Source organism: Micromonospora sp. WMMC264 (assembly GCF_027497275.1).
GTDB lineage: Bacteria > Actinomycetota > Actinomycetes > Mycobacteriales > Micromonosporaceae > Micromonospora > Micromonospora chalcea.
Map to the genome: position 1 here is coordinate 3,611,875 of NZ_CP114907.1, position 14,556 is coordinate 3,626,430.

General features: G+C 72.1%; 12 protein-coding genes. 9 read left to right on the top strand and 3 right to left on the bottom strand.

Annotated elements, in window-relative coordinates; all coding sequences use genetic code 11:
* Nucleotides 1-28 precede the first annotated feature (28 nt).
* Together O7542_RS15450 and O7542_RS15455 are read left to right on the top strand one after the other, a co-directional pair.
* Nucleotides 29-2,500 carry a Tex family protein gene (locus tag O7542_RS15450; RefSeq protein WP_210869006.1) on the top strand — a complete coding sequence of 824 codons (2,472 nt, stop codon included), beginning with the start codon at nucleotides 29-31 and terminating at the stop codon, nucleotides 2,498-2,500.
* Between the two features lie 431 nt (nucleotides 2,501-2,931).
* Nucleotides 2,932-3,366: a hypothetical protein gene (locus O7542_RS15455; protein WP_043325086.1), complete on the top strand. Its 435-nt coding sequence runs from the start codon at nucleotides 2,932-2,934 to the stop codon at nucleotides 3,364-3,366.
* Here O7542_RS15455 and O7542_RS15460 read toward each other — a convergent pair.
* Entirely contained in the window at nucleotides 3,329-4,339 is a 1,011-nt protein-coding gene (locus O7542_RS15460) for a DUF389 domain-containing protein (protein ID WP_281604773.1), read from the bottom strand. The genes O7542_RS15455 and O7542_RS15460 overlap by 38 nt on opposite strands.
* A gap of 116 nt (nucleotides 4,340-4,455) precedes the next feature.
* Between O7542_RS15460 and O7542_RS15465 the strand changes: the two genes are divergently transcribed.
* The 4 genes from O7542_RS15465 to O7542_RS15480 all read left to right on the top strand — a co-directional run bounded on the left by O7542_RS15465 (nucleotide 4,456) and on the right by O7542_RS15480 (nucleotide 8,515).
* Complete coding sequence (locus O7542_RS15465; RefSeq protein WP_197494925.1) at nucleotides 4,456-5,892, top strand: D-glucuronyl C5-epimerase family protein; 1,437 nt, start codon at nucleotides 4,456-4,458, stop codon at nucleotides 5,890-5,892.
* Nucleotides 5,893-6,034: 142 nt separating this feature from the next.
* Nucleotides 6,035-6,736 (top strand): sugar transferase, encoded by a 702-nt coding sequence (locus O7542_RS15470; RefSeq protein WP_051611081.1) that lies wholly within the window; start codon nucleotides 6,035-6,037, stop codon nucleotides 6,734-6,736.
* Entirely contained in the window at nucleotides 6,733-7,872 is a 1,140-nt protein-coding gene (locus O7542_RS15475) for an aminotransferase class I/II-fold pyridoxal phosphate-dependent enzyme (RefSeq protein ID WP_043325088.1), read from the top strand. The genes O7542_RS15470 and O7542_RS15475 overlap by 4 nt, the downstream gene beginning before the upstream one ends.
* A 4-nt stretch (nucleotides 7,873-7,876) precedes the next feature.
* Nucleotides 7,877-8,515, top strand: a complete 639-nt coding sequence (locus O7542_RS15480; protein ID WP_043325089.1) for an acetyltransferase — start codon at nucleotides 7,877-7,879, stop codon at nucleotides 8,513-8,515.
* Between the two features lie 49 nt (nucleotides 8,516-8,564).
* Here the strand turns inward: O7542_RS15480 and wecB are convergent, their stop codons facing one another.
* Nucleotides 8,565-9,689 carry a UDP-N-acetylglucosamine 2-epimerase (non-hydrolyzing) gene (gene wecB, locus O7542_RS15485; RefSeq protein WP_043325090.1) on the bottom strand — a complete coding sequence of 375 codons (1,125 nt, stop codon included), beginning with the start codon at nucleotides 9,687-9,689 and terminating at the stop codon, nucleotides 8,565-8,567.
* Between the two features lie 211 nt (nucleotides 9,690-9,900).
* Here wecB and O7542_RS15490 point away from each other — a divergent pair, with 211 nt between their 5' ends.
* From O7542_RS15490 to O7542_RS15500, 3 genes are read left to right on the top strand one after another with little or no spacing between them, the layout of a single operon-like run.
* On the top strand, nucleotides 9,901-10,950 hold the full coding sequence (locus tag O7542_RS15490) for a polysaccharide biosynthesis protein (RefSeq protein ID WP_043325091.1): 1,050 nt from the start codon (nucleotides 9,901-9,903) through the stop codon (nucleotides 10,948-10,950).
* On the top strand, nucleotides 10,947-12,251 hold the full coding sequence (locus tag O7542_RS15495; RefSeq protein WP_051611083.1) for a glycosyltransferase family 4 protein: 1,305 nt from the start codon (nucleotides 10,947-10,949) through the stop codon (nucleotides 12,249-12,251). Before O7542_RS15490 ends, O7542_RS15495 begins: the two co-directional genes overlap by 4 nt.
* Nucleotides 12,248-13,153 (top strand): SDR family oxidoreductase, encoded by a 906-nt coding sequence (locus tag O7542_RS15500; RefSeq protein WP_281604774.1) that lies wholly within the window; start codon nucleotides 12,248-12,250, stop codon nucleotides 13,151-13,153. Before O7542_RS15495 ends, O7542_RS15500 begins: the two co-directional genes overlap by 4 nt.
* A 40-nt stretch (nucleotides 13,154-13,193) precedes the next feature.
* Here the strand turns inward: O7542_RS15500 and O7542_RS15505 are convergent, their stop codons facing one another.
* Nucleotides 13,194-14,495: a glycosyltransferase gene (locus O7542_RS15505; RefSeq protein ID WP_281604775.1), complete on the bottom strand. Its 1,302-nt coding sequence runs from the start codon at nucleotides 14,493-14,495 to the stop codon at nucleotides 13,194-13,196.
* Nucleotides 14,496-14,556 lie beyond the last annotated feature (61 nt).

Consider the following 14,556-nt stretch of genomic DNA (forward strand, 5'->3'; position numbering starts at 1 on the left):
AAACCACCCGAGAAGGCGGATGACAATCGTGACCCAGTCAGTGCACCAGCGGATCGCCGAGGAACTCGGCGTCGCCGAACGTCAGGTGCGGGCAGCAGTCGAGCTGCTCGACGGCGGCGCCACAGTGCCGTTCATCGCCCGCTACCGCAAGGAGGCCACCGGCCTGCTCGACGACGCGCAGCTGCGCACACTGGAGGAGCGCCTGCGCTACCTGCGCGAGCTGGACGAGCGGCGCGCGGCGGTGCTGGAGTCGATCCGCAGCCAGGGCAAGCTCGACGAGGCGCTGGAGGCGCAGATCCTCGCCGCCGACTCGAAGTCGCGCCTGGAGGACATCTACCTGCCCTACAAGCCGAAGCGGCGCACCCGCGCGCAGATCGCCCGCGAGGCCGGGCTGGAGCCGCTCGCGGACACGCTGCTCGCCGACCCGGCGCAGGACCCGAAGGCGGTCGCCGCCGGGTTCGCCGACCCGGACAAGGGCGTCGCGGACGCCGCCGCCGCGCTGGACGGCGCGCGGGCCATCCTGATCGAGCGCTTCGCCGAGGACGCCGACCTGATCGGCACGCTGCGCGAGCAGATGTGGTCGCGGGGCCGGCTGGTCTCCCGGGTACGCGAGGGTCAGGAAACCGCCGGGGCGAAGTTCGCCGACTACTTCGACTTCGCCGAGCCGTACCCGAAGCTGCCCTCGCACCGCATCCTCGCCATGTTCCGGGGCGAGAAGGAGGGCGTGCTGGAGCTGACCATGGATCCGGAGGCCGACGGGGACGCCGACGCGAACCCGGGCCCCAGCCGGTACGAGGCCGCCGTGGCGGGACGCTTCGGCGTCAGCGACCAGGGACGGCCCGCCGACAAGTGGCTGGCCGACACGGTGCGCTGGGCCTGGCGTACCCGGATCCTCATCCACCTCGGCGCGGACCTGCGGATGCGGCTGTGGCAGGCGGCCGAGGAGGAGGCCGTGCGGGTCTTCGCCACCAACCTGCGTGACCTGCTGCTGGCGGCGCCGGCCGGCGCGCGCCCCACCATGGGTCTGGACCCGGGCCTGCGCACCGGTGTGAAGGTGGCGGTCGTCGACGCCACCGGCAAGGTGGTCGCCACCGACACGATCTACCCGCACGAGCCGCGCCGGCAGTGGGACGCCTCGCTGCACACGCTCGCCACGCTCGCCGCCGCGCACGGCGTCGAACTGGTCGCGATCGGCAACGGCACCGCCAGCCGGGAGACCGACAAGCTCGCCGCCGACCTGATCAAACAGCACCCCGAGCTGAAGCTGACCAAGGTGGTGGTCTCCGAGGCGGGCGCGTCGGTCTACTCCGCCTCCGCGTACGCCTCGCAGGAGCTGCCCGGCCTGGACGTCTCGCTGCGCGGCGCGGTGTCGATCGCCCGCCGCCTCCAGGACCCGCTGGCCGAGCTGGTGAAGATCGACCCGCGGTCGATCGGCGTCGGGCAGTACCAGCACGACCTGTCCGAGGTGAAGCTGTCCCGCTCGCTCGACGCGGTGGTCGAGGACTGCGTCAACGCCGTCGGCGTGGACGTCAACACCGCCTCCGCTCCGCTGCTCACCCGGGTCTCCGGCATCGGCGCCGGGCTGGCCGAGAACATCGTGCTGCACCGCGACGCCAACGGGCCGTTCCGCACCCGCGCCGAGCTGAAGAAGGTGCCGCGCCTCGGGCCGAAGGCGTTCGAGCAGTGCGCGGGCTTCCTGCGCATCCCCGGCGGCGACGACCCGCTGGACTCCTCCAGCGTGCACCCCGAGGCGTACCCGGTGGTGCGCCGCATCCTCTCCTCCACCGGGCAGGACCTGCGCGCGCTGATCGGGAAGTCGGCGATCCTGCGCGGCCTGCGCGCGACCGACTTCGTCGACGATACGTTCGGCCTGCCCACAGTCACCGACATCCTGGCCGAGCTGGAGAAGCCGGGCCGCGACCCGCGCCCCGAGTTCCGCACCGCCACGTTCGTCGAGGGCGTGGAGAAGATCAGCGACCTGACACCGGGCATGGTGCTCGAGGGCGTGGTCACGAACGTGGCCGCGTTCGGCGCGTTCGTCGACGTGGGCGTGCACCAGGACGGTCTGGTGCACGTCTCGGCCATGTCGCACACGTTCGTCAAGGACCCGCGCGACGTGGTGAAGTCCGGCGACGTGGTGAAGGTCCGGGTGCTCGACGTGGACGTGCCGCGCAAGCGGATCTCGCTGACGCTGCGGCTGGACGACGAGGCGCCGGCCGGCGGCGGGCGCCCGGCGGGCGGCGACGGCCGACGGGACCGGGGCGGTCAGGGCGGCGGGCCACGCGGCGGCGGCCAGGGACGCATCGGCGGCCAGCAGAACGGGCAGCGCGGTGGTGGCCAGCAGGGCGGCCAGCGCGGCGGCTCGGGCGGCGGCGGGCAACGCGGTGGCGGACAGGGCGGCACGTCGCGCGGTGGCCAGCAGCAGCGGCCCGGGCGCGGTGGCGGCGCCCCGCTCAACGACGCCATGGCGGAGGCGCTGCGCCGCGCCGGCCTGGCCTGACACGTCCCGCTGCCGGGCCGAGGTCACGAACGCCTCAGCCCGGCAGCCCCGGCGGGGAACAGCGACGCGCCGGCCCGTGTCGCGGTCAGGCGCCCCGGCAGGGCGACGGCCGCGGGGACGGGCCGAGGCACCGGCATGGAACCCTTGATCAACACGATCTCGCCGAGGTGGTGGCATCAGAGGCTCCGCGACACCACCACTTCGGCGAGCTGGAGTTGATCACACCGGGCAGCGCGCCGGGAAAGGGACGGGTCACGCCTGCCGGAGCCGCGAACACCACTCACCAGGCGCGTTGTCGACCAAGGAGTTCGTGGCCTGTTCAGGGCGTTCGACTGACACAAACCCCTTGATCGCCGCAGCCTCGGCGGTGCGCGCGCCGGGCCCGACGGCCTGTGCGCCGGGCGGGGCCGGTTCCGCGTACCCTCGCGGTCGTGGGCGGTGAGGACGACGAGCGGTGGCGGGAGCGGCGACGCCACGCGGTGCGGGCGCACGCGGAGGCCGCCGCCCGCGAACGCGAGGCCGAGCAGGCGGAGGCCGCGGAGCTGGTGGCCCGGTTCGCCGCCGAGGCGCTGCGGCGCGGGCTGCGCGCCGGCCGGCTGACCGCGACCGGGCACGACGGGCGCGGTCGCTACCGCACGCGGATCACCGGCTGGTACGTGGACCGGGCGCACAGCCGCGCGGTGGACACCGACGGGCGTTTCTACCTGCTCACCGTGCCGCCGGGCCTGCGGGCGCGGCTGCTCGGGGCGGACCCGCCGCCCAGTCCGCCGCCGCTCGTGGTCGGCCGGGGCGGCCGGGACGGCGAGTCGGTGCCGCTGGCGACCCTGCTCAGCCGTCGTCTCGACGCGGGCGACGACTGGCGCTGACCGGGGCCGGACGCCGGTCTGCCCGCTGCCGGGGCACCGCGTGCGCGGCCCGCCGGGCGACGTGCCGCCACCAGCACAGCTGGACCACGAGCGTGAGCAGCCCGGCGAGCACGATCGCGGCCAGGTTGATCACCAGTTGGAGGGCGGAGCCGGCGGCCTCGTGCCACACGCCGTACGCGGACGCGACGGCCACGTTCGCCGCCGCCGGCACGGTGGTCACCGAGATCAGCACACCCACGAGCGAGCCGGACTTCTTCGAGGTCAGCGACAGCATGCCGGCCACGCCGGCGAGCAGGCCCACCACCCAGGACAACGCGTCCGGACGCCAGATGAAGTCGGTCATCGGCCGTTCCGCGAGCAGCATCTCCCGGTCGACCAGGCCGGCCGCGGTGAGCGCCCAGGTGCTCAGCGCGGTGGCCGCCATGGCGACGAGGAAACCGACCGTCAGCGCCTTGACCGAGTGGCCGACCACGCGCGGCTGACGCCGCAGCAACGCCACGCAGAGCGCGGCGAGCGGACCGAACTCGGGGCCGACCACCATCGCGCCGACGATCAGGATGGGCTGGTCCAGCAGCACGCCGATCCCGGCGATCATGGTGGCCACCACGATCAGGGCGAGGAACGTGCCGGTGAGCACCGTCTGCTCGCCGGTCTTCGCGGCGATCTCGTCCCACACCACGGCGTCCTCCCCGTGGCCGGGGGCTTCTTCGGCGGCCCGGTCGGCCGCCTCGGACAGGGTCAGCTCGACGTCGTCGGCGGCGATCCCGCCGCGTACGTCCACGTCGAGGTCCTGCAGGCGGCGCAGGACGTGGTCCGCGCTCTCCCGGACCACGTCGCAGAGGATCAGGTCGCCGACGGGCCGGCGGGCGGCCCCGGTGAGAACTACCAGGTGGGTCACGCCGGGCTCGGCGCCGAGCAGGTCCACGACGGCCGACGAGCGGTCGCCCGGCGCGATGATTCGCAGGTGCAGCACCGGCGCACTCTACTGCGGGGCGACAACGCGCAGAAGCATGTCGGAAAGCCGATATTTTCCACGGCTCTGGCGGATCTCGTCCCTACCGTCACCTTATGGGCACCCAGTTCTCCCACATGAGAAAGACTTTGCTGGCACTGGCGCTGACCATGGGCGCCGTGGCCTCGACAGCCGGTCCGGCGGAAGCGGCCGGCGTCCCGGCGGTCCGCGGCGCGGCGGACGTGAGCGGCTATGCGCGCGACGGGTTCCGGCCACAGTTCATCCCGGACGCCGGCCTGCCGTACAACGACAGCGCGCTGGCGCCGCGGGTGGATCCGAACCCGCACGACGAGCACGGTGTCCGCCTGTTCCAGTACAACGGACAGACGTACGACCATCCCGTCGCCCAGGCGCAGTGGGGACTGAGCAACCTGCGCACCTATCTCGCCAACCGCGACCGGCTCTTCCTCGACCGGGCGGTGGCGCAGGCTCAGCGGAACATCGACCGCAGGGTCGAGTCGCGCTCGGCCTGGTGGTACCCCTACGAGTTCGACTTCCCCCGGTGCGCCCAGATGCCGGTGATCCACGCGCCGTGGTTCAGCGCGATGGCGCAGGGACAGCTGCTCAGCCTCTTCACCCGCCTGGCGGCGGTCACCGGGGAGCAGAAGTGGCGTCAGGCCGCGGACCGGACCTTCGCCAGCCTCCTGCTTCCGCCGGAGACCGGGCTGCCCTGGGCCAGCTGGGTGGACGACGCCGGGCACCTGTGGTTCGAGGAGTACCCGCTGACGCCGGGAGTGACCGGCGAACGCGTGCTGAACGGCCACATCTTCGCGCTCTACGGCGTGTACGACTACTGGCGGCACACCTCGGACCAGCGGGCCGCCGCCCTGTTCGACGGCGCCGCCACCACGCTGCGCCGGCACGTGCCGACCACGTTTCGCGCGCCGCAGTGGGCCAGCCGCTACTCGATCGGCTGTCCCTCCTCGTACGCGGGCTACCACCCTGTGCACATCGGACAACTGCTGAAGACGTACGAGATGACCCGCGCTCCGGTCTTCGCCGCCATGGCCGACCTGTTCCGCGAGGACTACCCGGCGCCGGCCGTGTCCGGCACCGTCATCTTCTCCGGTGGGGCGCACGTCGGCTACCGGTTCTCCTCCGCAGGCGCGGTGCTGGAGCAGAAATCCCTGACTCTGTCCCGGCAGTCCCAGGCGAACGCCGACCAACGCGTCCGCATCCTCGGGCGCGGCATCTACTACCGGATCACGAACGGGGCCTTGGCCGGGTTCCTCATTCCTGAGACGCCAGGCGAGCGATATCTGCTCGGCGCGGTCGTGCGGCACACCTACACGCCGCAGCGGACCCTGTCGTTCGGTCCCGGCACCTACACCGCGCACATGTACGGGCCGGGCTGGCAGGTCACCGAGAGCAAGACGTTCACCTTCCCCCGCAGCTCGGCCGCGCCGTTCGGCGCGACCGCCTGGGTGAACGGGACGATGAGCTACCAGATCACGGCCGGGGTGTACGCCGGGTATTGGCTGCCGGCCGCCGACGGGTTGACGCCCGCCACCTGACCAGGCGAAGTGTCGATCTCCCGCACCCGTGTCCTCGCGCGGTCCCGCACGGTTGATCCGAGAGATCGGTACCACCTGTTCCCGATCGCGGCTTCCTGCCGCGCCCGGACGGGTGGTCGGGTACCTGTGCGGAGGTGGGGGCATGTCGCTTCCCGATGTGCGTCACGGATCGCTCTCGACCGGCCGGTCCGACCGGTCGAAGCGGTTCCTCGACGTGCTCGCGGCCGTCGTTCTGCTCGCGGTGACGGCACCGGTGCTGGCGACCGTCGCCGTTCTGGTGGCCGTCCGGCTGGGCCGCCCGGTGCTGTTCCGCCAGCGGCGCGCCGGGCGCCACGGCGCGCTGTTCGAGGTGGTCAAGTTCCGGACCATGCGGGAGCCGGACCACCGGCGTGGCCTGGTCTCCGACGCCGACCGGCTGACGCCGTTCGGTCGCCGGCTCCGCGCTACCAGCCTCGACGAGTTGCCCACGCTCTGGAACGTGCTCCGCGGCGACATGAGCCTCGTCGGCCCGCGCCCCCTGCTGCCGGAGTACCTGGGCCGCTACACCCCCGCCCAGGCGCGCCGGCACGAGGTGCGACCCGGCGTCACCGGCCTGGCCCAGGTCAGCGGCCGCAACGAGCTGAGCTGGGAGGACAAGTTCGCCCTCGACGTGGAGTACGTCGACAACCGCTCACTGCGGTTGGACCTCGCGATCCTCGCCGCCACCGTCCGCACCGTGCTGCGGCGGGAGGGCATCTCGGCAGCCGGCTCGGCCACCGCGCCGGAGTTCCTCGGAACCGTGCCGGACGGAGCGGCGGCGGGAGACACCGCGCGTACCACGGTGCGGCCGGGCAGGCTGTCATGAGCGGCCTGGTCCACCTGTCCGCGCCGGACGTCGGTCCGCTGGAGGAGTCCTACCTGATCGCCGCGCTGCGTTCCGGCTGGGTGGCGCCCATCGGCCCCGACCTCGAGGAGTTCGAGCGGGAGATCGCGTCGCGGGTCGGCACGCGGGGCGCGGTGGCGGTCAGTTCCGGCACCGCCGCGCTGCACCTGGGCCTGCTCGGCGTCGGCGTGAGCGCCGGAGACGCGGTGGTCGTACCCACGCTGACATTCGTCGCCACCGCGAACGCGGTCCGGTACACCGGCGCACGGCCGGTCTTCGTCGACTGCGACCCGGGCACCGGGAACATCGACGTGTTGCTGCTGGCCGAGGCGCTGGACCGGCTACGCGGCCGGGGCGAACGGGTGGGCGCTGTCGTTCCGGTGGACATGTTCGGCAGTTGCGCCGACTACACCCGGCTGCTTCCGATCTGCGCCGAGGCGGGCGTACCGGTGGTGGAGGACGCCGCGGAGGCACTCGGGGCGACGCACCGCGGCCGGCCCGCCGGCTCGTTCGGGCGGGTCGGCGCGCTCTCCTTCAACGGCAACAAGATCATGACCACCTCCGGCGGTGGCATGCTCGTCTCCGACGACCTGTCCCTTTTGGCCCGCGCCCGGCATCTCGCGACGCAGGCACGCGAGCAGACGCCCCACTACGAGCACCGCGAGACCGGGTACAACTACCGGCTCAGCAACCTGCTCGCCGCCCTCGGCCGCGCGCAACTCGTACGGCTCGACGGCATGATCGGCCGGCGCCGGCGTCTGCGGAACCGCTACGCCGAGCTGTTCGCGTCCGTTCCGGGCGTCGAACTCGTCGGTGCGGCCGACGACACCTCGAACTGCTGGCTGACAGTGATCCGGGTACGCCCCGACCGCGCCGGATGGCAGGCGGCCGAGCTGGCTGAACAGCTGCGGAAGCGGGACATCGAGACGCGGCCGGTCTGGAAGCCGATGCACCAGCAGCCGGCCTTCGCCGGGGCGGAGAGCGTCCTCAGTGGCGCCGCCGACGACCTGTTCGTCCAGGGGCTGACCCTGCCGAGCGGCAGCGCGCTCACCGAGCCGCAGATCAGCACGGTGCTGGCCGCGATCGGCGAGTTCCTGTCCGCCCGGATCGGGACGTAGCCGCATGACGCCCCTGCTGATCGTGGGGTGCGGTGGCCACGGGCGGGAGCTGCTGACCATCGCCCGGGCGGTGGTGGCGGCCGGCGGACCGGACTGGCAGCTGATCGGCTTCGTCGACGACCACCCCTCGGAGGAGAACCTCAAGCGGGTGCAGCGCCTGGACGTGCCGTACCTCGGCGGTGTCGCGTGGCTGCGCGAGGCACCGCCGCAGACTCATCACGTCATCGGCATCGGTGACCCGAGGATCCGCCGGGCGGTGGCGGCGAGGATCGACGCCTATGACCTTCCGGCCGCCAGCCTCGTGCACCCGGACGCCACCATCGGCCCGGACAACCGGTACGGCCCGGGGTTCGTCGCCTTCGCGGGCGCACGTGTCACCACGAACGTCACCATCGGCCGGCACGTCCACCTCAACCAGAACGTCACCGTCGGGCACGACAGCACCCTCGGCGACTTCGTGTCAGTCAACCCGCTCGCCGCCGTCTCCGGTGACTGCCACCTGTCCGAGGGGACGCTCGTCGGCACCAACGCCGCGGTGCTCCAGGGCCTGCGGGTCGGCCGGGACAGCACCGTCGGCGCCGGTGCCTGCGTGGTACGCGATGTCGGCGAGCGGACGGTCGTGAAGGGTGTGCCGGCCCGCTGATCCGGCGCTCCCGCGGCGGGCGGCGCCGGCACCGCCCGCCGTATCGGGGTCAGCGACGGATGCCCGCCCAGTCGTGGTGCCGACGGACCGTGGAGAGAATGAAGTCGACCACCCGGCGTGACGTGTCGGTGACCTGGTAGTCGGCCGGACAGGGCACGCCCTCCGCCTGGTGCTGGCGGACGGTCACCCGGACCGCCTCGGTCACGCCCGCGGGATCAAGCCCGGTCATGATGATGCCTCCGGCGTCGAGGGCCTCCGGACGCTCGATCGACTCCCGGAGCGTGACGGCGGGGAATCCCAGGATCGCCGCCTCCTCGCTGATCGTCCCGCTGTCCGACAGCGTGCAGTACGCGCTGGTCTGCAGGTGGACGTAGTCGGGCAGGCCGAAGGGCTCGTGGAAGACGATGCCGTCGAGCAGGTCCGCCTCCGGCGCCAGCGCCTCCAGCCGGTTGCGCGTGCGGGGATGCGTGGAGACGAGGACCGGGAACCCCCATTCGTCCCGGACCGCGTACAGGCATTCCAGCAGCCGGGCGAGCCGGTCCGGGCGGTCGACGTTCTCCTCGCGGTGCGCGCTGACGAGGAAGTACCGGCCCGCGTTCAGCCCGAGCCGGCTCAGCACCGTGGACGCCGCGATCGCGGGCCGGTAGTGCTCCAGCACCTCCCGCATGGGCGAGCCGGTGTGCAGGATCCGCCGTGGATGCAGGCCCTCGGCCAGGAGGTTACGACGCGCGTGTTCGCTGTAGACCAGGTTGAAGTCGGCGATGTGGTCGACGAGGCGACGGTTGGTCTCCTCCGGCACGTTCAGGTCGAAGCACCGGTTGCCCGCCTCCATGTGGTAGACCGGCACCTTCATCCGCCGCGCCATCAGGGCGCCGATGCTGCTGTTGGTGTCCCCGAGAACGAGCAGGGCGTCCGGGCGCAACTCGGCGATCGCGGACTCCATGCCGATCAGCACGCCACCGAGTACGCGCCCCAGGGACGCGGTGTCTACCTGCAGGAAACGATCGGGCTCGCGGATCCGCAGTTCCTTGAAGAAGACGTCGGAAAGAGTGCTGTCCCAGTTCTGCCCGGTGTGCACGAGCACGTGCTCCACAGTGTCGTCGAGGCGCGCGATCACCCGGGAGAGCCGGATTATCTCCGGCCTGGTCCCCACCACCGTCATCACCCGTGTCATGAACTGCCTTTCGCCCAGCCGGCCCAGCTTCCACCAGCGACCTCTGCTCGTTGGATCAACGAGCAGGCGACGCGCCCGGTGGCGGCCGGACGGGAGCAGCCGACGGATTACGCCGCTTATTGCCGCTATCTCCAGCTTTGGCTCGTTATGAGGAAGTAACGTGCAGTTGCGATGTGAGCTCCCGTCAGGCACGGGGGAGACTGGAGGAGATGTGGCTTCCTCGCTTTCGGGCCGGCGCTTCCTGATCACCGGCGGCACCGGCTCGTTCGGCCAGACCATGGTCGTCCGCCTGCTGAAGGCCGGCGCCGAAGAGGTACGGGTGCTCAGCCGTGACGAGTCCAAGCAGGACGCGATGCGGCACCGGCTCCGGGACGACCGGGTCCGCTACTACGTCGGCGACGTCCGCGACCACGACAGCACGCTGAAGGCCACCCGGGGAGTCGAGTACGTCTTCCACGCGGCGGCTCTCAAGCAGGTGCCCTCCTGCGAGTTCTTCCCGCTCGAAGCGGTCCGGACCAACGTCCTGGGCAGCGCCAACGTCGTGGACGCCTGCGAGCGCAACGGCGTCGAGGCGCTGGTGCTGCTCAGCACCGACAAGGCCGTCTACCCGGTGAACGCGATGGGCATGACCAAGGCGCTGATGGAGAAGGTGGCGCAGGCCCACGCGCGCAACAACCCCGGTGCCCGTACCCGGGTCTGCTGCGTCCGGTACGGCAACGTGATGTACTCCCGCGGCTCGGTGATCCCGCTGTTCGTCGAGCAGATCCGCGGCGGCGTGCCGCTCACCGTGACCGAGCCGACGATGACCCGCTTCCTGATGTCGCTGGAGCAGTCGGTCGAACTCGTCGAACACGCCTTCCACCACGGCCAGCCGGGTGACGTGTTCATCCGCAAGGCGGACGCCTGCACGATCGAGGACCTCGCCGTGGCCCTGTGCAACCTGTTCGGCGTGCCGGCGAAGTTCGACGTGCTGGGCATCCGGCACGGCGAGAAGCTGTACGAGACGCTGGCCAGCCGCGAGGACCTGGCCCGCGCCGAGGACTTCGGTGACTTCCTCCGGGTGCCGGTGGACAGCCGCGACCTGAACTACGGCCTGTACTTCGACGAGGGCGACACGAACCGGGAACACCGCGTCGACTACCACTCCCACAACGCGCGCCGGCTCGACGTCGCGGAAGTGATGGAACTGCTGGTCAGCCTGCCGGAGCTGCGCGCGCAGCTCGACCAGGCCGGCCTGCCGACCGCCGCCGCTCCGGCATGAGCGCCGACCTGGACCGCGGTGGCGTCGACGCCACCCGGATCGCCCTCGTCACGCAGTGGTTCCCGCCGGAGCCGACAGGCATCCCGCTGGGCATCGCGCGGTCGCTCGAAAACCGCGACTTCGCGGTGGACGTGCTGACCGGGGTGCCGAACTACCCGACCGGCGTCGTGCCCGCCGGCTACCGCGCGCACCGGCGGAGCGTGGAGGACCTCGACGGGCTGCGCGTGCTGCGCGCCCCCCTCTACCCGAGCCACGACCGGTCCACCGTCAGGCGGGCCGCCAACTACCTCAGCTGGGCCGCCTCCTCCACTGTCGTCGGTCGCGGGCTGCTGCGCTCGGCGGACGCGAGCCTGGTCTACGGCTCCCCCATCACCGCGGCCACCGCTGCGATGGCCGCCCGGATGCGCTGGCGGACCCCGTACGTCCTCATGGTGATGGACCTCTGGCCGGACTCGGTCTTCGCCACCGGCTTCCTCACCGAGGGCGCGGGCAGACGGCTGGCGGCCGCCGCTCTCGGCGGGCTGACCGACCGCGTCCACCGCTGGGCCGACCACATCACCGTCCCCTCCCCCGGCCTACGGAGGACGCTGATCGAGCGAGGCATCCCGGCGGACAAGGTGTCGGTCGTCTACAACTGGGCCGACGAGAAGGTCATGCAGCCGGCCGAGCCGGACCCGACGTTCCGGGCCCGGCTCGGCCTCGGCCGGGACGACTTCGTCGTCATGTACGCCGGCAACCTCGGCGCCGCGCAGCGCCTCGACGTGGCGGTCACGGCGATGGAGCATCTGCGGGACCTGCCCGACGTACACCTCGTACTCGTGGGTGGCGGAGTGGAACGGGAGTCGCTGCGGGAACGGGTCAAGGCCGGCGGGCTCGCCACGGTGCACTTCGCCGACCAGATCGCTCCGGAGCGGATCGCGGCCGCCATGGCGGCCGCCCAGTTGCAGTTGATCTCGCTCGCCGACGAGCCGCTGTTCCACATCACCCTCCCGGGGAAGGTGCAGGCGATCCTGGCGAGCGGCCAGCCGGCTCTGGTGTGCGCTCCCGGTGACGCCGCCCGAATCGTGACCGGCGCCGAGGCGGGGTTCGCGGCGCCTCCCGGCGATCCCGCCGCGCTGGCGGCGGTGATCCGGCAGGCCCGCTCCACCCCACCAGACCGGCTGCGCGACATGGGCCACGCCGCCCGGCGCCACTATCTGGCCCACATGAGTGAAGAGATCAACGCGCAGGTGCTCGCCGATCTGCTGACCGACGCCGTCCGGCGGCGCGGCGACGGCCGCGGCCGGAGGAGGAAGCCATGACACGCGTACTCGTTCTCGGTGTCACCGGGATGCTGGGGCACACCCTCCTGCGGGAGTTCGACCGGGATCCCGGCATCGCCGTGCACGGCGCCTGCCGGACCGTCGACCTGACCGGCCTGCTGCCGCCCGGGCTCGCCGCCCGGGTGGAGACGGGCGTGGACGCGGACGACGTCGACGGCGTCGACTCGCTGCTCCAGCGCGTACGGCCGGACGTGGTGGTCAACTGCGTGGGAGTCGTCAAACAGCGTCCGGAGGTGCAGGACGCCGTCGGTACGGTACGGCTCAACGCGCTGTTCCCCCATCTGCTGGCCCGCCTGTGCCAGACGGCGGGCGCGCGTCTCGTCCACGTCAGCACGGACTGCGTCTTCTCGGGTGACCGCGGCAACTACGTCGAGACCGACCTGCCCGACCCACCCGACCTGTACGGGCGGTCGAAGCTGCTGGGCGAGGTCGGCGGCCCGCACGCGCTGACGCTCCGGACCTCGATCATCGGTCACGAGCTCGCGTCGAGCCGTTCCCTGGTCGACTGGTTCCTCAGTCAGGTGGGCACGGTGCGTGGCTACACCAAGGCCGTGTACAGCGGCGTGACCACCGTGGAACTCGCCCGCGTCCTGCGCACCGTGGTGCTTCCGCGTACCGATCTCGCGGGGCTCTACCACGTCGCGGCGGCGCCGATCACCAAGTACGACCTGCTTCGGTTGGTGGCGTCCGAATACCGGTGGACGGGCGACATCGTCCCCTACGACGGCTTCGTCTGCGACCGGTCGCTGTCGGCCGAGGCGTTCGCCGCCGCGGCCGGCTACCGGCCGCCCTCCTGGCCGCAAATGGTCACCGAGTTGCGTGCCGCCCGGTCCCGCTGGCAACTGCCGGCGGGCGTGACGGGGACGGGCGCGACGGCCTGAGCCGTGGGCGCCGCCCGGCGGCGCGGCGCCCACGGTCCGATCAGGTACGAGCCCGACGTGCGCCGGCAACGTCGGAGAGAAGGTCCAGGTAGCGCGCCAACTGGTCGTCCCGGTACAGCCCGTCGAGCGCGGACGGCGGAATCTCGGCGAGGCGTCCGTTCCGGTCCTTCTCGGCCAGCCAGATCCGCAACTGCTCGGCGATGCGCGCCGGGTCGCTGAGGACGACGCCGGCGTCACGGGAGCGCAGGATGTCCGCCACGATTCCGGTCGGGTGCCCGATCATGAGGATGGGACGCCGGGCACGCAGGTAGTCGAAGAACTTCCCCGGCACCGTGCCGGCGTCGCGCGGGTCGTTCCACATCACCAGCACCAGGACGTCGGCCTCCGCCTGCACCCGCCACGACTTCTCCGCCGACACCTCACCCAGGTTGGTCACCGAGTCCGAGACGCCGGCGCGCTCGGTGGCGGCCTGCGCCACCCCGTTGTCCTCACCCGCGAAGACGACATGGACACGCCGGGCCTCGGGGCCGAGGAGCGCCACCGCGTCCAGCAGTGGCGAGGGATCTCGCTTCCCGGGGTTGAGCCGCCCGGTGTGCGTCAGCGTCAGGGGCGGCGATCCGTACGCGTCCACGGTGGTTGGTTGCTCGGCCGGCCCGCCCACCGGGCCTGGTGGGCGCGGGTCGATGCCGTTCATGACCACAGTCGTGCCGATCCCGAACGTCGAGCGCATGATGTCGGCCAGCGGCTCGGAGATCGTGACGCATGCGGCGGCGGACCGGAGCAGGCGCCGTTCCATCCAGTGGTCGAGCTTCCGCCGTATCCGGGTCCGGCCGTACGGCCAGTAGTCGTTGCCGACCGTCCACAGGTCACGGTAGTCCGCCACCCACGGCACCTTCAGGCGGCGGGCGATGGCAGCGGCGACAAGATACGCCGACGCCGGCGGGCCGGTCACCATCACGACGTCGGGTCGCCAGTCCCCCCGGTCGCGCAGGAATGCGCGCACGGCGGGCACGACCCAGTTCACGCAGGCGTCCGGGATCAGCACCTCGCGTCCCAGCGTCCCCAGGACGGTCAACGCAGGCCGCCGGCCCACCCTGGCCTGGGCCTCTGCCCGGCGTACCGAGGACACGACCCAGGTCGAGTCGGGCACCGGCGCCACCCGGAGAACGTCGCTCTCGGGCACGCCGGATGATCCGGCGCTGGGCGGCGTCGCCGTCAGGACGCGGACGTCCCACCCCTGGGCGGCGGCGAAGCGCGCCAGCTCACCGGGCCGGCGGGCGCCGACCGATTCCGACGGCGGGAAGACGTACGCGATGATCAGAACGCGGGGTCGCGGATGCAACTCGGGCTCGCCTCTCAAAGGTCACTGTTTCTCCCCGTGTTCAACGACCTGAGGCGTACGC